At 62.4% G+C, this 20142-nt stretch carries 22 protein-coding genes and 1 tRNA gene; 16 read left to right on the top strand and 7 right to left on the bottom strand.

Features of this window, described 5'->3' with window-relative positions; genetic code table 11:
- Positions 1 to 62 precede the first annotated feature (62 nt).
- A complete protein-coding gene (locus WDJ60_RS07500; protein ID WP_340099703.1) occupies positions 63 to 770 on the top strand; it encodes a TOBE domain-containing protein in 708 nt (235 codons plus the stop codon).
- Here the strand turns inward: WDJ60_RS07500 and nirK are convergent.
- Positions 761 to 1879 carry a copper-containing nitrite reductase gene (nirK, locus tag WDJ60_RS07495; RefSeq protein ID WP_340099699.1) on the bottom strand — a complete coding sequence of 373 codons (1119 nt, stop codon included), beginning with the start codon at positions 1877 to 1879 and terminating at the stop codon, positions 761 to 763. The genes WDJ60_RS07500 and nirK overlap by 10 nt on opposite strands.
- 171 nt (positions 1880 to 2050) lie before the next feature.
- Here nirK and WDJ60_RS07490 point away from each other — a divergent pair, with 171 nt between their 5' ends.
- From WDJ60_RS07490 to WDJ60_RS07465, 6 genes are all read left to right on the top strand, one after another.
- Positions 2051 to 3094 (top strand): halocyanin domain-containing protein, encoded by a 1044-nt coding sequence (locus WDJ60_RS07490; RefSeq protein ID WP_340099696.1) that lies wholly within the window; start codon positions 2051 to 2053, stop codon positions 3092 to 3094.
- Positions 3095 to 3188: 94 nt separating this feature from the next.
- Positions 3189 to 3566 (top strand): helix-turn-helix domain-containing protein, encoded by a 378-nt coding sequence (locus tag WDJ60_RS07485; protein WP_340099693.1) that lies wholly within the window; start codon positions 3189 to 3191, stop codon positions 3564 to 3566.
- Complete coding sequence (locus WDJ60_RS07480; RefSeq protein ID WP_340099690.1) at positions 3563 to 3853, top strand: DUF7521 family protein; 291 nt, start codon at positions 3563 to 3565, stop codon at positions 3851 to 3853. Before WDJ60_RS07485 ends, WDJ60_RS07480 begins: the two co-directional genes overlap by 4 nt.
- A 158-nt stretch (positions 3854 to 4011) precedes the next feature.
- Positions 4012 to 4341: a DUF7521 family protein gene (locus WDJ60_RS07475; RefSeq protein WP_340099688.1), complete on the top strand. Its 330-nt coding sequence runs from the start codon at positions 4012 to 4014 to the stop codon at positions 4339 to 4341.
- A 17-nt stretch (positions 4342 to 4358) separates the two neighbouring features.
- Positions 4359 to 4655, top strand: a complete 297-nt coding sequence (locus WDJ60_RS07470) for a CGCGG family putative rSAM-modified RiPP protein (protein WP_340099679.1) — start codon at positions 4359 to 4361, stop codon at positions 4653 to 4655.
- Between the two features lie 58 nt (positions 4656 to 4713).
- On the top strand, positions 4714 to 5250 hold the full coding sequence (locus WDJ60_RS07465; RefSeq protein ID WP_340099677.1) for a cob(I)yrinic acid a,c-diamide adenosyltransferase: 537 nt from the start codon (positions 4714 to 4716) through the stop codon (positions 5248 to 5250).
- Between the two features lie 12 nt (positions 5251 to 5262).
- On the opposite strand, the gene WDJ60_RS07460 is transcribed toward WDJ60_RS07465, so the two are convergent.
- The gene (locus tag WDJ60_RS07460) at positions 5263 to 6210 is read right to left on the bottom strand and encodes an MBL fold metallo-hydrolase (protein WP_340099674.1); all 948 of its coding nucleotides are present in this window, start codon (positions 6208 to 6210) and stop codon (positions 5263 to 5265) included.
- A 109-nt stretch (positions 6211 to 6319) separates the two neighbouring features.
- Between WDJ60_RS07460 and WDJ60_RS07455 the strand changes: the two genes are divergently transcribed.
- Both WDJ60_RS07455 and WDJ60_RS07450 read left to right on the top strand, forming a co-directional pair.
- Positions 6320 to 6583 (top strand): DUF7553 family protein, encoded by a 264-nt coding sequence (locus tag WDJ60_RS07455; RefSeq protein ID WP_340099672.1) that lies wholly within the window; start codon positions 6320 to 6322, stop codon positions 6581 to 6583.
- Positions 6584 to 6635: 52 nt separating this feature from the next.
- Positions 6636 to 6710: transfer RNA gene (locus tag WDJ60_RS07450), tRNA-Val, on the top strand.
- A 298-nt stretch (positions 6711 to 7008) separates the two neighbouring features.
- Here WDJ60_RS07450 and WDJ60_RS07445 read toward each other — a convergent pair.
- The 3 genes from WDJ60_RS07445 to WDJ60_RS07435 form a co-directional block, all read right to left on the bottom strand.
- Positions 7009 to 7494, bottom strand: coding sequence for a hypothetical protein (locus WDJ60_RS07445; protein WP_340099670.1), 486 nt, complete (start codon positions 7492 to 7494; stop codon positions 7009 to 7011).
- Positions 7487 to 8305 carry a hypothetical protein gene (locus WDJ60_RS07440; protein WP_340099668.1) on the bottom strand — a complete coding sequence of 273 codons (819 nt, stop codon included), beginning with the start codon at positions 8303 to 8305 and terminating at the stop codon, positions 7487 to 7489. The genes WDJ60_RS07445 and WDJ60_RS07440 overlap by 8 nt, the downstream gene beginning before the upstream one ends.
- A gap of 90 nt (positions 8306 to 8395) precedes the next feature.
- Positions 8396 to 9382: a tyrosine-type recombinase/integrase gene (locus WDJ60_RS07435; protein WP_340099666.1), complete on the bottom strand. Its 987-nt coding sequence runs from the start codon at positions 9380 to 9382 to the stop codon at positions 8396 to 8398.
- Between the two features lie 220 nt (positions 9383 to 9602).
- Here WDJ60_RS07435 and WDJ60_RS07430 point away from each other — a divergent pair, with 220 nt between their 5' ends.
- The 4 genes from WDJ60_RS07430 to WDJ60_RS07415 all read left to right on the top strand — a co-directional run bounded on the left by WDJ60_RS07430 (position 9603) and on the right by WDJ60_RS07415 (position 14764).
- The gene (locus WDJ60_RS07430) at positions 9603 to 10658 is read left to right on the top strand and encodes a thiamine ABC transporter substrate-binding protein (protein ID WP_340099664.1); all 1056 of its coding nucleotides are present in this window, start codon (positions 9603 to 9605) and stop codon (positions 10656 to 10658) included.
- On the top strand, positions 10615 to 12504 hold the full coding sequence (locus tag WDJ60_RS07425) for an ABC transporter permease (protein ID WP_417750443.1): 1890 nt from the start codon (positions 10615 to 10617) through the stop codon (positions 12502 to 12504). The genes WDJ60_RS07430 and WDJ60_RS07425 overlap by 44 nt, the downstream gene beginning before the upstream one ends.
- Positions 12494 to 13558, top strand: coding sequence for an ABC transporter ATP-binding protein (locus WDJ60_RS07420; RefSeq protein ID WP_340099662.1), 1065 nt, complete (start codon positions 12494 to 12496; stop codon positions 13556 to 13558). The genes WDJ60_RS07425 and WDJ60_RS07420 overlap by 11 nt, the downstream gene beginning before the upstream one ends.
- 81 nt (positions 13559 to 13639) lie before the next feature.
- Complete coding sequence (locus tag WDJ60_RS07415; protein ID WP_340099660.1) at positions 13640 to 14764, top strand: type IV pilin domain-containing protein; 1125 nt, start codon at positions 13640 to 13642, stop codon at positions 14762 to 14764.
- 45 nt (positions 14765 to 14809) lie between these two features.
- Here the strand turns inward: WDJ60_RS07415 and WDJ60_RS07410 are convergent, their stop codons facing one another.
- Positions 14810 to 15148: a thioredoxin family protein gene (locus WDJ60_RS07410; RefSeq protein ID WP_340099658.1), complete on the bottom strand. Its 339-nt coding sequence runs from the start codon at positions 15146 to 15148 to the stop codon at positions 14810 to 14812.
- Between the two features lie 135 nt (positions 15149 to 15283).
- Between WDJ60_RS07410 and WDJ60_RS07405 the strand changes: the two genes are divergently transcribed.
- The 3 genes from WDJ60_RS07405 to WDJ60_RS07395 all read left to right on the top strand — a co-directional run bounded on the left by WDJ60_RS07405 (position 15284) and on the right by WDJ60_RS07395 (position 17435).
- A complete protein-coding gene (locus tag WDJ60_RS07405) occupies positions 15284 to 15670 on the top strand; it encodes an Hsp20/alpha crystallin family protein (protein WP_340099656.1) in 387 nt (128 codons plus the stop codon).
- 97 nt (positions 15671 to 15767) lie between these two features.
- Positions 15768 to 16391, top strand: coding sequence for a universal stress protein (locus WDJ60_RS07400; protein ID WP_340099655.1), 624 nt, complete (start codon positions 15768 to 15770; stop codon positions 16389 to 16391).
- A gap of 81 nt (positions 16392 to 16472) precedes the next feature.
- Positions 16473 to 17435, top strand: coding sequence for an oxidoreductase (locus WDJ60_RS07395; protein WP_340099653.1), 963 nt, complete (start codon positions 16473 to 16475; stop codon positions 17433 to 17435).
- Between the two features lie 6 nt (positions 17436 to 17441).
- Here WDJ60_RS07395 and ppc read toward each other — a convergent pair whose 3' ends face one another.
- Positions 17442 to 20129 carry a phosphoenolpyruvate carboxylase gene (gene ppc, locus WDJ60_RS07390; RefSeq protein ID WP_340099651.1) on the bottom strand — a complete coding sequence of 896 codons (2688 nt, stop codon included), beginning with the start codon at positions 20127 to 20129 and terminating at the stop codon, positions 17442 to 17444.
- Positions 20130 to 20142 lie beyond the last annotated feature (13 nt).

Raw genomic sequence — 20142 nt, 5'->3', positions numbered from 1 at the left:
ACAACGGTGGTTGTGTCGGTTAGGACATAAAGATTTTGCACAGTGACACCAAGTAGCAACGTATGGACGTAGATGTCGAGGCGTCGCTGCGGGCCGGTGACGTGGCCGTCGATGAGACGGACGCAGCGCTGTTGCGAGCAGTCGACGAGAGAGGATCGCTCAACGCCGCCGCGGACGCACTCGGGCGGTCGTACTCGCGGGCGCACAAGCGCCTGACCGAACTGGAAGCAGCGTTCGGACCGCTGGTCGACCGCGAACGCGGCGGAGCTGGCGGCGGCGGAAGCGCGCTGACTGACGGAGGTCACGATCTGCTCGCCCGGTTTGCCCGCGTTCGGGCAGTACTCGCCGGGACTGCAGGGGTCGAAGAGGTTGTCCTCTCGGGGGAGGTGCGCGCACACGACGGCGAACTGGTGACCGTCGAGACGGAGGCTGGGCCAGTTCGCGCACTCGCCGCCGCTGAGGAAGCCAGCACCGTCGGCCAGCACGTCGAGGTGACGCTGACTGCCGATGCTGTGACACTGCACGACCCGGTGGGGAGCCCGACAGACGAAGAGACGAGCGCCCGGAATCGGCTGCAGGGAACCGTCGAAAGCATCGACGAGCGCGAGGCGATTGCGACAGTTCGCGTCGACGTCGGGACGATGCGGCCGCTCTCCGTGCTGGTGACGACAGAGAGCAGCGAGCGACTCGGGTTAGCGCACGGGACCGACGTGTTGGCGACGTTCAAAGCGACGGCAGCGCGGGCAACGACGCGAGACAGTCACTCGTAGCGCGGCCCCTCGTGACTGGTGCCGTCGAAGTCGGGGTCGTAGACCTCCTCGTGTTCTTCGCCGTCGGCGTCGACTTCGGCGAGCAGTCCCTTGTGACGGACCCGCGAGAGGGCGTGGTCGACGAGCTTGACGCGTTCGGGCACCGCCATCTCCATCTCGCCGATCATACAGCTTCCCGGTGGCACCGTCATCGTCTGGATGTTCTTGTCGGCGTAGGAGCCCATATCCCCGTCTTCAGGGAGGCCACCGTCGCGGTAGGCCCGATTCCAGACGTTGCCGATAGGGTGGAAGTTACTGGAGAGGTTCGGGCCGCCGTCGACCATGAACACCCGAACCGTGTCGCCCACGGTAGTCTCGACTGGCCCGCGGTTAGCGGCCGCCCACGCGTACTTCTCGCCGTTGAGCAGCACGTAGTTGGGGTCTTCTGCTTTCATCGACGCGGGGTCGTGACCGTGGTGGCCTTCTTCGCCTGCCTCGGTGTCAGTGTACAGTTCGTGCTGACCGAAGTACAGCTCGCGGTCGACCTCGGGCAGCCCATCTTTGGGTTCGACCAGTATCATCCCGAACATCCCGGCGGAGATGTGGTAGTCCAGCCGCGGGACCGCACAGTGGTAGATGAACGCCCCGGGGTACCGCGCCTGGAACGACATGGCGTTTGCCTCGCCGGGCGCGGCCGTCGTCGCCACAGCACCACCGCCGGTTCCGTAGATGGCATGGAAGTCAACGTTGTGCGGGAGTTGGCTGCCGTCGGGGTTCTCGAGGGTGAGCTCGACGGTGTCGCCCTGATGGACCCGAATCATCGGGCCGGGAATCTGCCCGTCGAACGTGAGGTAGTCGTAGGTCACGCCGGGCTCGATCTCGGCCGTCACCTCCTCGACGGTCAGGGTCACCTCGTGGGTGGTCGGTTCGTCCCGGTCAATTGGCTCCGGGACATCCGTGGGATCGGCTGCCAGCTGGTCGGTATCGACCTGTTTGGTCTGTTGTTGACCCCCAACAGCCGGAGTTTGGTCCCCGGCCGTTCCCGGAGCGTCTGCCGCACAGCCTGCGATCGTCGCAGCACCGCCCACGCCGAGTGCGCCGAGTAGTTTCCGGCGCGACGTTTCGAACATTGGTGGTCACCTCTACAGTACTGTGTTTGAGAGACGCACACATAACCAGAATCAGGATTCTCAGCGGTCGGCAGGGTGTGGGAACACGTTCGGTTCGATACTATAAGCACCAGGCGAGACGCAAAACAAAAATAATCGGTTTTATCAGCGCTGGCGCTTCGAGTAGGATGTATGAGTAAGCGAACGCCCCAGCAAACGTGTTCGCGCCGGACACTCCTGAAGACAGGGACCGGCGCAGCGGTCACGCTCGCCGCGACGAGCGGGACGGCACTCGCCCAGGACGAGAACTACGACGGCTACCTCTCGGATGCGATGAACTACGACGGCAGGACCGCCGACTACACCGGCCAAGACAGCGTTACCGTCAATGTCGGCGCCGGGGATACGGGGCTGGCCTTTGGCCCCGCCGCCATCAATATCGACCCCGGAACAGAGGTCACCTGGGAGTGGACCGGTGCGGGTGGCGCACACAACGTCGTCGCCGAAGACGAGTCGTTCAATAGTGGTGATCCCGTGAGCGACGAGGGTGCCACTTTCTCGTACACGTTCGAGGAAGAAGGCGTCTCTCAGTACTACTGCAACCCACACAAGGGATCGGGTATGAAGGGCGTCGTCGCGGTCGGAGACACCGCCGAGGGCGACGTCGTCGCACCCGACGAACTCCAGAGCGAGGGAGACGACGGCGGCAGCGACGGCGACGACGGTGGCAGTACGGAGTACGACTTCGACGGCTACCTCGACGATGCGATGAACTACGACGGAACCGTCGAAGACCTGCGCGGCGAAGACGCCGTCTCCGTCGATGTCGGCGCTGGAGACACGGGACTGGCGTTCGGCCCGGCGGCCATCCACATCGACCCGGGGACCACGGTTACCTGGGAGTGGACCGGTGAGGGCGGCGCACACAACGTCGTCGCCAACACCGGGGCCTTCGAATCGGGAGAGCCCCAAACGTCCGGCACGTACGAGTACACGTTCGAAGATGACGGAACCCACACCTACTTCTGTCGACCCCACGAGGGCGCAGGGATGAAAGGTGCGGTCGTGGTCGGTGAGGGCGGTGATGTCGGCGGCGACGACAGCGGGTCGACGACGGCAGCAAACGACCTGGCACTCCAGACGCTCGCGGCGATGCTCGTGCTGGGCCTGCTCTCACCGATCATCTTCCTGCTGTTCGTCCGCCGGAAGATGCAGGGCGCACCACGGCCCGAGTAAGGAGGTCCGATAAGCGACAACGTGTCTATTCACAGGACGGACGACGGTTGATGTCGGTGCTATTTTAATCATCCACCGGATAGACCCGGCAGGGATGGTCCGTGACCCGTTCGCCGAGGATGATACGCCGGAGCTACAGGACATCCTCGATGCGCTGGACGACCCCGACTGCCGGTCTATCGTCCGGATTCTGGAAGAACCGATGACCGCCGACGAGATAGCGAACGCAGCGGATGTGCCACTGTCGACGACATATCGGAAACTTGACCTGCTGACGGAGGCCTCGCTCCTCGAGGAGGGAACCGAGATACGGCCGGACGGCCAACACGCCAGTAGATACACCGTCGCGTTCGAGAAAGTCATCATCGGAATCGCCGAGAGTCGGGATTTCGAGGTCGATATCTCACGGCGCCCGCGGACAGCAGACGAACGGCTAGCGAACCTGTGGTCGGAGGTACAAAAAGAGACATGAGCCCCCATCAAGTTACGACGCCGATTGCGGTTATCGCGCTGAAGACGATTACGCTCATTCTGGGCGCGGCTATCGCCTATCTCGCGTACAAGGCGTACCGTCGAACCGGTGCACGGCCGTTACGTTTCCTCGCGTATGGCTTCGGGTTCATCACTCTCGGGTCGTTACTGGCGGGCGCAATCGACCAGATACTCGACCTTGGCTTTCAGCTCGGGCAACTGGTCGAGACGGCGCTTGTCACCGTTGGCTTTGCCATCATCGTCTACTCGCTGTACGTCGATAGCTGAGACTGCCAGCCGCACCTTCTTGAAGGGGCTCTCTCTCCGCGATGGCGGACATCTAGAACTGCTCACAGACAGTGGTCTCGCGAACTGTTCTCACCCAGTGGTAATTCGCAATAATTTATATACGGGTTGCTAGCCTCCCTTGTATCGAGGGGCCTAGTATGAACCTCCACGAGACCACAGTCGTCCTGGTCGCCGCGAAGACGGCGACACTCGCGTTCGGCAGCGCGCTGACATATCTCTCCTACAGCGCGTTTCGCCGGACCGACTCCCGGGCGCTACGCGCACTCACAATAGGAATCGCCCTCCTGACGCTCGGAGTGTTGCTCGGCGGCGTCCTTCACCAGTTCGCCGACATCACCCTCGAAGCCAGCGTCAGCGTCCAGAGTGTCTTTACTGCCGTTGGCTTTGCCGTGATGACCTACTCGCTGTTCGTCGACATCATCGACGAACCGGACCGAACACGTTCGGGAGCACGTACTGGCGACTGAAGCACCTCTGGACAGGCATGGGCGTTTCACACGACGACGTCGAACCAATCACCGACACCGTCCACGACAACTCCTGGTCGGCAAATCTCGAAAAGCCCAAGCACGCCGACGACCGCAGTCTCGTCGTCGACCAGGCGCTCGATGCAATCGAACACACCACCAGCGGTAACCACGTCAATCTCGTCACCCACGGCGACCACGGCCACCCCAGCGAGTATCTCTACGACGCACTCGAGAACGCCATCGACGGCGTCGACTACGAGTACGTCGAGCAGTGTGGCTGTGGTGGTCACGTCACGCGCGTACACGTGTGAGCGCGTCCCTGCCTCCGGCGTACGTGACTATAAGTTGCTGTCGACCACAGTGGTACGTATGAAAATCTACACCGGTCGCGGCGACGAGGGAATGACCGACCTGCGGAACATGGACCGCGTCTCGAAGGCTAGCGCCCGAATCGAAGCCTACGGCACCGTCGACGAGGTCAACGCCATCCTGGGGTCGGTCCGACCGACCGGCTACGACGACATCGACGACCAACTCCAGCAGGCCCAGAACCACCTCCACATCGTCCAGGCGGACTTTGCCAATCCCGACCCCGACGAGGGCGACCCCGTCGTCCGCAGCGAACACGTCGACACCGTCGAAGACTGGATCGACGACTGGGAAGAAGAGCTGGATCCGCTCGAAGATTTCATCCTCCCCGGCGGCTCCGAACCTGGGGCAAAAATCCACCACGCACGCGCAGTGTGTCGCCGGGCCGAGCGCCGCGCCGTCGCCTTCGCCTCCGAGGAGGCGTCGGTCAACGACACCGCTATCGTCTACCTCAATCGCCTCTCTGACGCGCTCTTTACCGTCGCTCGCGTCGTCAACAAACGCGAGGGCGTCCGCGAGGAGAACCCGACGTACTGACGAGCGCCGTGCTCAGGTCGGTTCGTAGACGATGACGTCGCCCGACTCGCGCTGGGTGACTTCGCCGCGCGCTTCGAGGACGTCCAGATGGCCGACTGCCTCGCTCAACCCCGAGAACTGCTCGGTCAGCGGCAGGTCCTCGAACAGTTGGTGCATGATTTCCGCTGGAACCGTCGGTCCGTCGACGAGGTCGCGGACGGTCGCAGTCCGTTGTTCGTGTGCATCCAGAATCTCATCGATGCGGTCGGCAGGGGCAGTCACGTACTCACCGTGGCCCGGTAAAAAGCGGTCGTAGGACTCCTCGCGCAAGCGCCGAAGCGAATCGTTGTACGCTGGCAGGACGCGGGGGCGCTCGCCGCCGCGCTCTGGTGGTGGCTGGAGCAGGGGATTTGGCGTAATGTGACCAAGCACGTTATCACCGACGAGCGCGCGACGCTGGCCGTCAGTTTCGTAGTCGAAGATGAGTTCGCCAGGTGCGTGACCCTCGACAGCCTCGGCCGTCAGCGTCGTCTCCACGATAGAGAACTTGTCACCGCTCGACAGTCGGCGGTCGGTCTCGACGTTGGGGGCAAAGGGCAAGAATGCCTCTGGCAGGTTGGTCACCGTCTGGGCCGCCTCGGCCGAGAGCCCACACCGCTGGAAGTAGTCTGTAAAGTAGGACTGTTCGTAGTGGAGTCGCTCGTCGAACTTGGCCATAATGTCGGCCGCCTGCGAACTGGCGAAAACGCGTGCACCCGCCTCTCGGAGTCGCCGAGCCAGCCCGAAGTGGTCGGGATGAGGGTGGGTCACGACGACTTGCTCGATATCGTCGGGTGCCAGCCCCGCCGCGTTGAGACCGTCCAGCAGCGCCGACCACGCCTCTTCGCTGTCTGGCCCGGGGTCGACGACGGTCCGCCCGGAAAAGTAGGTGTTGACCCGACCGACCTGAAACGGCGTCGGTACGTCGATTCGTGTGAACATGCAACCCACTTCAGTCGGGGATGGCATACCAGTTGTGCTGTCAAACTACCAGCCGGTAGGATTCTGTTGCTCCGCAAAGGATATATTCTGGCCGACCCTACCCATTGGTATGAACAGGCATTTCGAAGATACGCGGTACTACGTCAAGCGAGCCGGAGAAACAGCCAAGAAAGGCGTTTCCGAGGAGCTCGAACCAGTCGAGCGTCGAGTGAAGAAACTGGTCGGCAAAGAAGCGGAGCCAGAACCGGGTCGGGTGGAGGAAGTACGGATGGAGCTGAAGGAGTTGCAGGGGCGTGCGAAAGGTGAGACGAAAGAAGCGATTCGGGAGGCACGCAAGCGGTTGCAGACGGTTCGGGAACAGCGCGCGCAGTAGCGCGAGCACAAGACAATTCTTAAGTCCGGCGCGAGGGTAGCCTCGGCTGACTGGGTCGGTGATCTAGTCCGGTTATGATACCTCCTTCACACGGAGGAAGCCGGCGGTTCAAATCCGCCCCGACCCATCTGATCCTCACACGGATCGTAAGGATCCGCTTTCGCCCGTTTCAGAGTGCGTAGGGATAGATTCGTCATTTTCGGGGCGTTTTTCGAGGGTCGCTGAGACCCGGATTTCATTAGGCTATCGAACGGGGGTCAGCGCCGTCCGTTGGTTCCGGAGATTGATATCGCGCGCAGGGTTATGAAAGTGGGGCTTCGAGTCACCGATGTAACGACGTCTCCCACGCCGACCTTCTCGTCGAAAACACCGATAACAATGACTTCCTCAGCAGCAACAGCAGCCGCACAGCAGAAATATTGTGGCTACTTCTCAGTACTTCGAACTTCGGCTGCTACCTCACCGGGCAGTGTGACATCTCCAAGATACATCTCGACACCCTCCTCATAATCCGACACAGTAATTCCACACCCTTTGAACGTACGAATTATAAAGTGAGTTCCCCATTCCGCATGGATATCACGACGCATAGTAACCTCACGAAGAGCGCGATCATTCGTCACGACTATCGGGTTCCCTTCGATTTCTTCTGCTAACGCAATACACGACCAGTCAGGTTTACTCAATTGACCCAACGCCTGGGTCTGTACTATTTCCAGATCGGCCTCTCGTATAGTTGCCCATGCCGGTTCACTCTCGACATCGTGATACGGACTGAATTCTTCGTTCCAGATACGATCAGAGATAAGGACTAGTTGCTCAGGTCTATAGAATGAGGGGGCATCGAACCAACCGGCTGCAAAAAGTGAAGACAGGACACTGTTGTCCAGAACCAGCACCGACTCACTCATCTATATCGTCTTCATAGAGTTCTTCGACAGAGTTCGGGCCGAATCGAGGTTCAATCTCATATCGGTCAAGCTTGGTTCGGAACTCGTCAGTAGAGGTACCGGCTAATTCAGCGCCGCGACTGATTGAGATACTTAACCGATCATAAGCAATTGCGGCACCGAATTCGATAACCTGCTGTTTTGCCTCATCGTAGGACAGTTTGTCAGGGTTCGGGAAATCCGATCCACTATCCTGGATAGTGAGATAGTGAAGACCGTAGGCAGTATCCCAGATAGCTTCGTCAGGGAGAGACTCGGGGGAGTCACGAAGGATGTCCTGAAGTCTACTCACCATAGCGAGCATGGTTGATGCAATTCGATCTTTGGTTTCCTGTTTCTCTGCTTCAGACAGACGGTGAATACTGTGGTCGAGGGTCTGAAACAGTGCCGCCAAGATGAGGTGATCTTCCGGATCACGTTGGAAGAAAACGCCCTCAAGAACATCAGTCAGTATCTTATCGAATACTTGTTGGAGAAACGCTGGTAGTTTCTCTGGATCAGATTCAGGAAGAATTGCGGCGAACGCATCAGTACTCCCGAATCGATTTTCGACGTGTTCTCGAAGGACCTCGTGACTCTGGGTGAACCGTTCCTCCGGCGGCAAAGCAAGTATGTCTTCGTTGAGATCCTGAAGGAACTCCTCGTAGTCGTCGAAGACGAGTTCCATCATCGACCGAAGCTGCTGGAACTGGGACGCAAGCGGGGCTAACGGATCCAGATACTCCCCTGGGCCACGCTGCGAAACATCCCCGCCTGGCTGTGCGTTTGACATAGTCCGGTCTCTCGTTACATCAACATCGAGCGCAACAGAGTAAGAATCTTCGGCTATCCATAATCGCACTACGCTTCCTACGCATCTGAATCAGATTGGTAAGCAAGATGGGTTACCGTTGATCAACTTCTGATGGCTTGATTGAGGTATAGGGCTCTCGTTCATCCGGTCGCTCAGGATTTCGACGGGCACATCCTCACTCAGAAAATGCGTAATACTCCCTCGCCGAATGGCGTGCGGGTATACTGCCTCCGGGCAGGTTTTCGTCGTGTCCTTGTTGCAGTCCGGACACTCGAGGTCCCGGAAACACGGAGCGGTCACTCGGTATACTATCTCGCGGATGGTACTCCGATGCATCCGCCCCTCACTAGTCGTCAGCAACGGTCTCCGGCCGTTGTCGTCGGTCACGTCTCGCCGCCTGTTTTCGACGTATTCGGGTAGCAACTCAGTTAGCTCTGGGGTGATTGCTATCGGTCGCTCACCTCCTGTCCCATTCTTCAGCGGCGTGTCTTCCTCGGGACGGTGTTGGAGATCGATCCGCTCGTCGTCGAAGTCCACGTCTTGGAGGTTGATAGACATGGCAGCGCCGATCCGCATCCCGGTTTCCCACAGGAGCACGATGACGACGTGCTCGGTGGACGCAAAGTGGTACTTCCGAAGGTAGTCGAGCAGTTCCTGGGCCGTGTCCGAATCCAGCATCTCCTCACGGTGACGGTCCCCGTGACCGACCTGTGGGATAATTAGTTTGTCGTAGAGGTTCGGCGGGACAGCTTCGATCGACGCAGCCCACTTCAGGAACACGCGCAGCGAGCACAAGTGGTTCCGGATCGTCGTCTCTGCGAGGTCCTTCGAGTTCTTGCGCCACATGTGGAACTGCTGGAGGTCCCGTCCAGTGAGGTCGTTGAGATCGTTGAGGTTGTCGATACCGTTGTCTTCGCACCACTCGAGGAAGTACTGGAGGCGGTAGCGGTAGTTCCTGACTGTCGCTTCCGCGCACGCGCTCTTCTTGTGATCGATGAAGCGCTTAAACGCGACGTTCGGCTCGATCGGTTCGAGATCGTCATTTGAGGTTGTCATCGAGCCTCATGGAACACATTCTGACGGTGTTCTATCCCCGTAAATTCGCCGTTTAGGGATCCTATGATCCACACAACCGTTCCGCCCGACCCATCCGCTTACTTCCTGCATATGAAGGACAAGGTAGCTCGCCAGAGATAGCTGCAGGGGTGTCGTAGTTTGGGCATCGTCTGTCTCGGGAACCTGCCATTTAAATATCACTGAGTGTGACCACCAGGTAATGAAGCGACGAGAGTTCGTAGTTACCACAGGTGCCGCAGCAACTGCCGCGGTCGGCGGGTGTCTCTCACCGGGGAGTACCGATGGTGGGAGCGACTCACTGGTCGTCGGGACGTACAGTTCTTTCATCGACTCGCCCTCGTCGTCGCCGGGCGCGTGGCTCAAAGAGGAGTTCGAGAGCGAGTTCGACAGGGACCTCATCTGGCAGACGCCGAGCAACGAACTGAACCACTACGTCCAGCGAAAGCAGTCGAACGTAGACATCGATGCCGACGTGTATCTGGGCGTGAACACCGAGGACCTCGTCCGCATCGACGACGAACTCGACGAGTCGCTGTTTACCGAATCCGGCGACATCGAGGGCAAAGACGACGTCAAATCCGGCCTGCAGTTCGACCCGCAGGATCGTGCGGTGCCCTACGACACAGGCTACGTCAGCCTGGTCTACGACGGGACGCAGATGACCGCACCGGAGACATTCGACGGACTGCTCGCTGACGACGTGCGGGGCGACCTCATCGCACAGAACCCCGGCAGTTCCTCGACCGGGCGGGCGTTTCTCCTGCACACCATCAAAGAGTACGGCCCTGACGGCTATCTCGACTACTGGACAGACCTGCAGGACAACGACGTGCAGGTGCTGGGGTCGTGGGGCGACGCCTACGGCGCGTGGAGCAACGGCGAGGCACCGATGGTCGTCTCCTACTCCACCGATCAGGTGTTCGCCGACCAGGAGGGACAGGACCTCGAAAAGCACCAGGTCCGATTCCTGAACGACCAGGGATACGCCAACCCGGAGGGGATGGCAATTTTCGCCAACAGCGACCGAACGGAGGCCGCCCGCGAGTTCATGTCGTTCCTCCTGCGGCCCGAAATCCAGGGCGAAATCGCTGTCCGAAACGTCCAGTTCCCGGCGACCGACAGCGCTGACGTACCGGACGACTACGCCGAACTGGCCCAGGAGCCACCCGAACCAGTGACGTTCACGTACGAGGAGCTACAGGGACAGGTTAGTGGCTGGATCGAAGACTGGGAGCGACAGTTCGCCAGCAACTGAAGCCGTGACCGACGACAGCGCCGCTGGCGGTCGGACGCCCGAAGCGAACGCCGACGGCCCCAGTGAGACAGCACGCCACCGGGTTCTCGGAGCCGTCGAACGGCGCTCGCTCCCGGCGCTCGCGGTGGCATCGGTCGCCCTGCTGGTCGTGATGTTCTACTACCCGGTAGCGACGGTGTTCGTCGACGCCGTTCTGGTCGAGGGACGGGCAACGTTCCAGGTGTTCTGGGCCATCCTCACCGACCCCTTCTACTTCGGGGAACTGGCGCGGCTGTTGGCTGGCGAGAATCCGCTGGCGGTGGCCAAGACTGTGCTTTCACCGGAGCGTCGGCTCGGCATCGTCGGCTTTACCGCCTATCAGGCCGCGCTGTCCACACTCGTCAGCGTCGTGGTCGGCATCCCGCTGGCGTACCTGCTGGCGCGCTACGAGTTTCCCGGCCGGCAGACGATTCGGTCGCTGACGATTCTCCCCTTCGTCCTCCCCTCGATCATGGTCGCAGTGGGGTTTTTCGCGACGTTCGGCGCGAACGGGACGCTCAATGCCGCACTCGGGACCGTCGGGCTGGGACCGCTCGACCTGCTTCCGTCGCTCGAAGCCATCGTCGTCGCCCACGCCTTCTACAACGCGCCGCTGGTCGCCCGAATCACGACCGCAGCGTGGGAGTCAGTCGACGCCAGCGCCGTCGAGACGGCGCGGAGTCTCGGGGCCAGCCCGTTCCGGGCGTTCCGCGACGTGGTGTGGCCGCAGGTCTACCCGGCAGTCCTGATGAGCGCGGCGCTCACGTTCGTGTTCACCTTCGGTACGTTCCCCATCGTACTCGCGCTGGGCGGGTTCGAACTGGCGACCGTCGAAGTGTTCGTCTATCAGCTCATCCGCGACCTCAACTACGCCGAGGGCGCGGCGCTGGCGCTCGTCGAACTGGCCATTTCGCTGTCGCTCCTGTACGCGTATCTCCGGTACGAGGCGGCGCACACGGTGCAGTCGGGCGGCGCTCGCCCGCAAGAGCGACGCCCGCTCTGGCCGCCCTCACGCTCACTTCGGGACCTGCTGCCGCGGGTCGGGCTGGCCGCCTACGCCGTCGTCGCGCTCGTGTTGTTCGCCGCACCCATCGCGAGCATGGTGTACGCCAGCGTCTCTGGTCCCAGCGGACTCACGCTGGACCACTACCGGTTCCTGGTAGAACGCCAGACAACGGGCGCATCCTTCCAGGTCCGTCCGTGGCCAGCGGTGCGAAACTCCCTGCTGTTCGGAGTCGCCGCACTCGCGGTCGCGCTCCCGATGGGCGTGGTCGTCTCAGTACTCACGACCCGGGACTATCGGGGCCGAAAGCTCGTCGACACCGTCGCGATGGCACCGCTCTCCGTATCGGGTATCATCGTCGGGCTGGGACTGCTCCGTGGCCTCGTCTTCGGCGTCGAAATCGGCGGCTGGCGCATCGCCGTCGGCGGCGCGCTCGCCATCGTCGCCGCCCACGCCGTCGCCGGCTACCCCTTCGTCGTCCGCATCGTCGCGCCCGGACTGGAATCGCTTGACCGACGGCTGGTCGAGTCCGCGCGGGCGCTGGGTGCCCCCAGAGCGCGGGCGCTCCTCGATATCGAACTCCCGCTGGTGTGGCCGGCAGTCGTCGCGGGCGCGGCCTTCGCCTTCGCACTCTCCGTCGGGGAGTTCTCCGCGACCGCGGTCCTCGCCTCCGGCACCGGCCAGTACACGATGCCAATCGCCATCGAGCGGTTCATCGGTCGGCGGCTCGGCCCCGCGACGGCGATGGGCGTCGTCCTGCTGGTCGTCACCAGCGTGAGCTTCCTCCTCATCGACCGGCTTGGGGGTGACCGCGTTGGCCTCTGACCCGGCGCTAGAACTCGACGGGGTGACGCGGCGGTACGGCGAGACGACGGCCGTCGACGATCTCTCACTGTCGGTCGCCGAGGGGGAGTTTTTCACGCTAGTCGGCCCCTCGGGATGTGGAAAGACAACGACGTTGCGGCTGATTGCGGGATTCGAAGCGCCGACCAGCGGCTCGATTCGGTTCGGCGGGCGCGACGTGGCCGGTGTCCCGCCGGAGGACCGCGACGCCGGCGTCGTCTTCCAGAACTACGCCCTCTTCCCGCACATGACCGTTGCGGAGAACGTCGCCTACGGGTTGAACTTCGCGGACCCGCCGAGCGGCGTGAGCGACGACGAACGGGTCGCCGAGCTGCTGGACCTGGTCGACCTCCCCGGAACGCAGGACCGGGACCCGGCGAGTCTGTCGGGCGGCCAACAGCAGCGCGTCGCGATGGCCCGCGCGCTGGCTCCCGGTCCGGAGGTGCTCTTACTCGACGAGCCGATGAGCGCACTCGACGCCAAGCTCCGCGAACAGCTACGGGTGCAGGTCCGAAACATCCAGCAAGAACTGGACATCACGACGGTGTACGTCACGCACGACCAGGAGGAGGCGCTCGCGGTGTCGGACCGCGTCGCCGTGATGCGCGACGGCACCGCCGAGCAAGTAGCCACGCCGCGAGACCTCTACCACCGCCCCACATCCCGGTTCGTCGCCGAGTTCATCGGTGACAACAACCTCTTCGAGGGGCAGGTCAGAGCCGTGAACGAGAAACTGGCGACGGTCGAAGCCGACGAGGAGTCACTGACAGTCGACCTCGGTAGCTGGAATGAGGAATCGATTTCGGTCGGCGACCGAATCGCGTTCTGTGTCCGCCCCGAAGCGATGGTCGTCGGCGGCGACTCGAATCGTCTCGGGGCGACCGTCGAGAGCGCGGAGTTTCTCGGTGAGACGACCCGCGTCACCCTCGACTGGGCTGGTCGGCAACTCCTCGTCCGGACACGAGAGCCGCTAGACGGTGACGTTGCCGTCGGGTTCGACCCCGCAGACGCACACGTCGTCGAACGGCTCAGCTGACGAAAGCCTCGGGAGAAGGCAAGCGTATCGGGCAAGATAACTGTCGTAACTAATATACGAGTGGTAACCAACAGACGCCCGATGGACGGAGACGACCCCACTCGACGGGCGATTTCACCGGTCATCGGTGTCGTGTTACTCGTCGCCATCGTCGCTATTCTCGCCGGCGGGGCGGCCGTCGCGTTTTTCAGCCTCACCGAGGAGCGCGAGCCACAACCCGACGTGGTGCTGGAAACAGAGCTTGCAGACGACGGGATTAGCCAGCAACTCGTCCACGAGCAGGGCGACAGGCTCGACGGCGAGAAAGTGACGCTCCGCGGAGCGGCCGACCCCGAGGCGCTGGCCGGGACGCAACTCACGGCGGGCGGAGACGCCGAATTTTACGCCGTCGAATCGGAGATAGAAGTTATCTACACCGGCGAACACGGGACGACCTACCAGCTTGGCACGTTCCAGGCCGACCAGACCGTCCCCGAACCCGACGAGGGCTGTGACTGGGTCGACGCAGAGACGAACGGTGGCAGCGACGAAGTGACGATACGCGGGACAGTCGTGAACTGCAACGTCGAAACCGCTGAGAACATCTACGTCGAGAACGGCGGCACCGTCATCGGCGAGACGAGCAGCAACAACAAGCTGGTGGATGCTCAGGATGCGGTGTTCTACGGGAGCGTCGTGGCGGATGACGTCGTCAAACTCGATGACGGGACGAGAGTGTACGGCGACGCCACGAGCGGTGACGAGGAAGTGAAAGTCCTCCAGGGGAGTGTCGTCGACGGCGACGTAGCGACGAGCAACGACCTGGTCGACGTGAAATCGGGAGGCGACGTCGGTGGCTCGATTACAGCCACGGATACGGTCACCATCAACGATGGGACAGTCGGAGGGTCGGTCGACACTGACGGCGAAATCAAAGTCCAGTCCGGCAGCACCGTCGGCGGCGGTCTCACGAACGGCAACGCCATCATCAGGGTCGAATCCGGGAGTTCCGTCTCCGGTGATATCGTGAGCGACGAGGAGATCAGAGTCGACGACGGCACGGTCTCCGGTGCACTTGCGACAGAGGGTACCGTCGACCTGAACGAAGCGACCATCGAGGGCGACGTGTACGTCGCCGATCCCGATTCGGATTTCAACTGTGCGGACTCGACCATAGACGGCCAGGACTGTAGCGAGTACTCACCGAAAGACCCCGATGACTACTGAGATAGTACTGGCTCGGGGGAGAGGTCACCGGCGGCGTGAGTCAGTTCAGGCGGCGTTTTCTTCGACCCACGAAACGAGGTCGTCGTTCGGAATAAAGCCCTCCGCACGCTCGGCGACCGGCTCGCCGTCGACAAAGAGGACGAACTTCGGGACGCTCTGGACACTAAAGCGGTCGACCAGCGGCGGGTCGTTACGGGGGTTGACGGTCGCGACCACGGCGTCGGTGGCTCGGGCGACGTTGGTCAAGATCGGTTCCATACTCGCACAGATAGAACAGCCGTCGGTGTACAGTTCCAGGAGGACGACATCGTTGCTGGCAATCAGGTCGTCGACGGCCGCTTCGTCCGCGAGCGACTGGGGACGGTCAGCTTCGGTCGCTGTCATAGCCGATAGTAGGTCCTGCAGACGTGTAAGCCCACGGTGAGACAACGCTTGTCGATACCGCTGGGAAGACACGACCCAGTGATAGTACACATTCAGCTATGTTTATATTTTCGTAAATCCAATAGTATGTGTACAATGACATTCAGATACGACCCCTTCGAGCAGATGAACCGACTTTTCGAACAGACCCGGCAGTCGGTGTGGGACGGCGTCGACACGAACGTCTCAGTCGAGCAGACTGACGAGGGGTACGTGGTCATGGCCGACCTCCCCGGCTTCGAGAAGGAGGATATCGAACTGCAGTTCGACGACGGTGTCCTCACCATCGAGGGCGAAGTGGCAGTCGACGAGACGGCCGGGCAAGCGACACACAGGCGTCGCCGGACGGTCCACGAGCGACTCTCGATTCCCGGGCCGGTACTGGTCGACGACATCACCGCCAGCTACCACAACGGCGTCCTCGAAGTCACGCTACCGACCGAAGAGGACGCGGGAGACACCCACCGGATCGATATCGACTGAGTCGGTCAGCGGTCATTTCTTGCAATCCACTTGCGTCGATTCCCGTCCCCTGAGAGCGGAGGGCTATTATAAAAACGCCCCGAACAAACCGTCGTGCATGTACGAGCAGATACTGGTTCCGACCGACGGTAGTCAGGGAAGCGCCCACGTCGCACTGCAGGCAATCGACCTCGCCGAGAAGTACGGCGCAACAGTACACGTGTTGTACGTCGTCGACGACAGCGTCAGAACACTGCTGCCCGACATGGGGAGCAGCGGCGAGTCACTCGATAAACGCGGCCAGGAGGCAATCGACCGGGTGACGAAGATGGCGTCGGTCCACGGCGTCGAGGCAACCGGAGAACTCCGAGAGGGCGACCCGGCCGACGAGATTCTGGCGTACGCCGCCGAGATCGAGGCCGACGCGATCGTCGCGGGAACCCACGGCCGCTCGGGCATCGAGCGACGACTCATCGGCAGCGTCGCCGAGCGACTGGTCCGCCACGCGACCTGTCCCGTGATGACGGTGCGGCTCCCCGAAACCGACGTGACCGTCGAGGATGCCGACCACGCCCGCGACCTCGTCGAAGACGCACTCGCGGACGAGGGCTACACCGCCGAGGTGACGGGGGCCGAACGCCAGCTCAGTGTCTGGGTCGTCGACGCCGAAACCGACGACGAGTCGCTGACCGTCTATCTCGACCCCGTGACCCAGCGGACCAGTATCGTCTCTCACCAGTAAAACGCGTTCTCGCGGTGAAGTGAGAGACCCCCTCATTGGTTTGGCAAGAGGCTTGTACGCGTGTCGTGTCTATTGGTGGCAATGACAGAATGGTCGGCAGCGCAGATGCCGGATTGTTCGGAGAAGACAGTCGTCGTCACGGGCGCAAACAGCGGGCTCGGGTTCGAGGCGACCAAAGCGTTCGCGCAAAAGGGGGCGACAGTCGTGATGGCCTGTCGGAGTCTCGACCGTGGTGAGCAGGCGGCCCGCGAGATTCAGGACAGCATCACCGAGCAAACGGGCGCAACGCTCAACGTTCGAGAGTGTGACCTCGCCTCGCTCGATTCAGTCGTGTCGTTCGCCGACGGCGTCCGCGAGGACTACGACGACCTCCACATCCTCTGTAACAACGCCGGTGTGATGGCTATCCCGCGAGGCGAAACCGAGGACGGCTTCGAGATGCAACTCGGCGTGAACCACCTCGGTCACTTCGCGCTGACAGCCCACCTGCTGGAGATGCTCGTCCGAACCGACGGCGAGACGCGCGTCGTCAGCCACTCCAGCGGTGCCCACACCGCCGGCGACGTCGACTTCGACGATTTGCACCGCGAGAACTCCTACAGCAAGTGGGAAGCCTACGGGCAGAGCAAACTGGCGAATCTCCTCTTTGCCTACGAACTCCAGCGCAGACTCGACGACGCGGGGATTACGGACACGAAAAGCGTGGCCTGCCACCCCGGCTACGCCGACACCAATCTCCAGTACCGCGGCCCCGAAGCGAGCGGGTCGAAAATCCGATACGCGATGATGAAAGCCCTCAACACCGTCGCGGCCCAGCCCGCAGCGCAGGGAGCACTCCCCTTGCTGTACGCCGCGACAGCACCCGGCGTGGACGGCGGCACGTACTACGGACCCGGCGGACTCATGAACATGCGCGGTGCACCCGAACGCCAGGAGTCGAACGGCGCGTCGCGGGACGAGACAACCGCCGAGCGTCTCTGGGAAGTCTCCGAAGACCTGACAGACGTTAGCTACGCCATCGAGACCCTGACACCGACTGCCTGAACCACCTCACCCGGTGTTTTTCATCCCGGCGGCGATGCCCTTGACCGTCAGGCGAAGGACCCGCTCTTCGGTCTCGGTCCGCTCGTCCATGCCGAGCAGCCGAACCTGCAGGTAGTTCAGCGGGTCGACGTACGGATTGCGTCGTTCGAGACTCTCCTCCAGCCAGCCGCCTTCGAGAAGCGACTCGCGGCCGGTTATCGCACAGACCAGGTCGGTCGCACGGTCGTACTCGGCCACGATCGGACCGAAGACCCGTTCCTGGAGGTCTTCGTCGGCAAGGGCTGCGTACTCGCTTGCAATCTCCATGTCCGTCCGGGCGAGCGCGAGCGCGGCGTTGTCGAGCATCGTCCGGAAGAAGGGCCACTGCTCGTACATCTCCCGGAGCGTCACCATATCGCCGCCGTCGTCGAGGTAGGCGTCGAGTCCCGCCGCCAGCGAGTACCAGCCAGTGACGACACACCGCGCCTGCGTCCACGAGAACACCCACGGAATCGTCCGGAGGTCTCCGACAGTCCGCTCGCCGGTTCGAGAGGCCGGCCGCGAGCCGAGGTTGAGGTCTTCGATGACGGTAATCGGCGTGGCCTGCTCGAAGTAGGAGACAAAGCCCTCGGTGTCCAGCAGGTCGCGATACGCCGTTCTGGCGGCGTCGGCGGCCGTCTCCATCGCGTCGAGCCACTCCTGGTCGACCGATTCGGTCGACTGGTCGAGCGCGTTCGAACGCGCCCGCATCTGTGCATTGAGCATCTGTTCGAGTTCCCGCTCCGCGATAGTGGCGTTGGCGTACTTCTCTGAGATGGCTTCGCCCTGTTCGGTGAACTTCACCTCGCCGGTGATGGTCTCGCTCGGCAGCGCGAGCAACGCGTCGTTCATCGGGCCGCCGCCGCGGGAAATCGACCCGCCGCGGCCGTGGAACAGGCGGAGTTCGACGCCGTAGTCGTCGGTGATAGACGCCAGGCGCTTCTGGTTGCGGTAGAGCGACCACTGTGCGGCGAGATAGCCGTTCTCCTTGTTCGAGTCGGAGTACCCCAGCATGATTTCCTGGACGCCATCGCGCGCGTCGAGTGCCTGCGCGTACGCGTCGTTTTCGAACAGCGTTCCCATGATACGCCGCGCACCCGAGAGCGCGTACTCGGTCTCCAGCAGCGGGACGATGTCGAGCCCGGAGTGGCCGGGCAGGTCGACGACACCGACCTCGGAGGCCAGAAAGAGCACTTCGAGGACGTGACTCGGCTCCTCGCACATGCTGATACAGTAGGTATCGATGGCGTCGGTACCGTACTCGGCCTGCCAGTCTGCCAGCGACCGGAAGCGGTCGACGACCCGCGCCGCTATCTCGGAGAGGTCGTCGGTGTCGGTGAGGTCGACGAACCCCCCTCCATCCAGGATTACCTCGGTGAGCACGGCCACCCGTTCGTCCTCGTCCATCCCGGCGTAATCGAGCTGCTGTCGGGCCAGGAGTTCGTCGACGGTCGCCGTGTGATTTTCCTGGTGGTCCCGCAGGTCCAGACTGGCGAGGTTGAACCCGAAGGTGTCGACCTGGCGGACGAGCGGGTCGACGTGTGACTCGGCGATGCGCTCGGCGTCGTTGGCTCGCAGGTCCGCCGCGATGGTTTCGAGGTCCGTGCGCAGTTCGTCGACAGTCTCGTATCCGCCCGGTCGGAGGTCGCCAACCCGGTCGAGGCGCTCGCGGATCAGGTGCAGTTTCTGTCGGTACGGTTCGTCGCGGTTCCGCTCTGCTGCGTCCTCGGCCGCGGTCGGCAGTCGGTCACGGTCGGCCTCGAGTGACGCCGCGACGCGGTCACCGAGGTCGATTCGCCCGCCGTCCTGGCTGAGAATTCCCAGGAGGTCCCCAATCTGCTCGCGGTAGTTCTCGAGGACGACCCGTCGCTGGCGCTCAAGCGTCTGGGCAGTCACGTCGGGGGTCACGTAGGGGTTGCCGTCGCGGTCGCTCCCGGCCCACGAGCGAAACTCGAAGAGTTTCGGCACGTCGATGTCGTCGAACTCCTCGCCGAGCGCGTCTTCGAGTTCGTCGTACACCTCGCCGGTTACGTCGAACAGGACGTTCTCGAGATACCACTGGACGTTCAGCGCTTCGTCGGTCGGTTCGGGCTGGCGGTCGCGCAGTTGTGCCGTCTGCCAGAGGCTCGTCACCTCGGCGCGGAGGTCGCGTTTCACCTGACGGGCCTCCTTGTCGGTCAGGAGCTGTTGGTCTAACGTCTGGAGGTGGTCGGCAACGGATCGGAGTTTCGCTTTGACCGTCTTGCGCCGTGCCTCGGTCGGATGTGCGGTGAACGTCGGCTGGATGAGCACGTCGTCGAGTATCTGCTGGGCGGTCTCGCTGTCGGCGTCGGCGAGTTCGATAGCGGCCTCCTCGAGTCCATCGTCGGGGAGCGTCGCCTGTGACTGCTCTCTGAGCGCGCGGACCCGTTCTCGCTCCTCGGCGAGGTTGATGAGTTCGAAAAACGTCGTAAAGGCACGCGCGACGACGAGCATCTGGTCGTCGTCGGCCGCCGCCAGCGCCGTCTCCAGGGGGTCGCGGCTGTCTATCTCTCCGTCCCGATAGTCGATTGCCGTCGTTCGCAGGAGTTCGACAGTCTCGAACGCCTCGTCGGTCGTCTGCTCGGAGATGACGTCACCGACCATCGCGCCGAGTTCTCGCACGTCCTCGTGGATGTCCCTGCGATGTAGTCGCATACCACGTCAGAGT

It is taken from the genome of Salinibaculum salinum (genome assembly GCF_037645885.1).
Taxonomy (GTDB): Archaea; Halobacteriota; Halobacteria; order Halobacteriales; family Haloarculaceae; genus Salinibaculum; species Salinibaculum salinum.
This window is presented reverse-complemented; position numbering and strand designations above follow the sequence as displayed.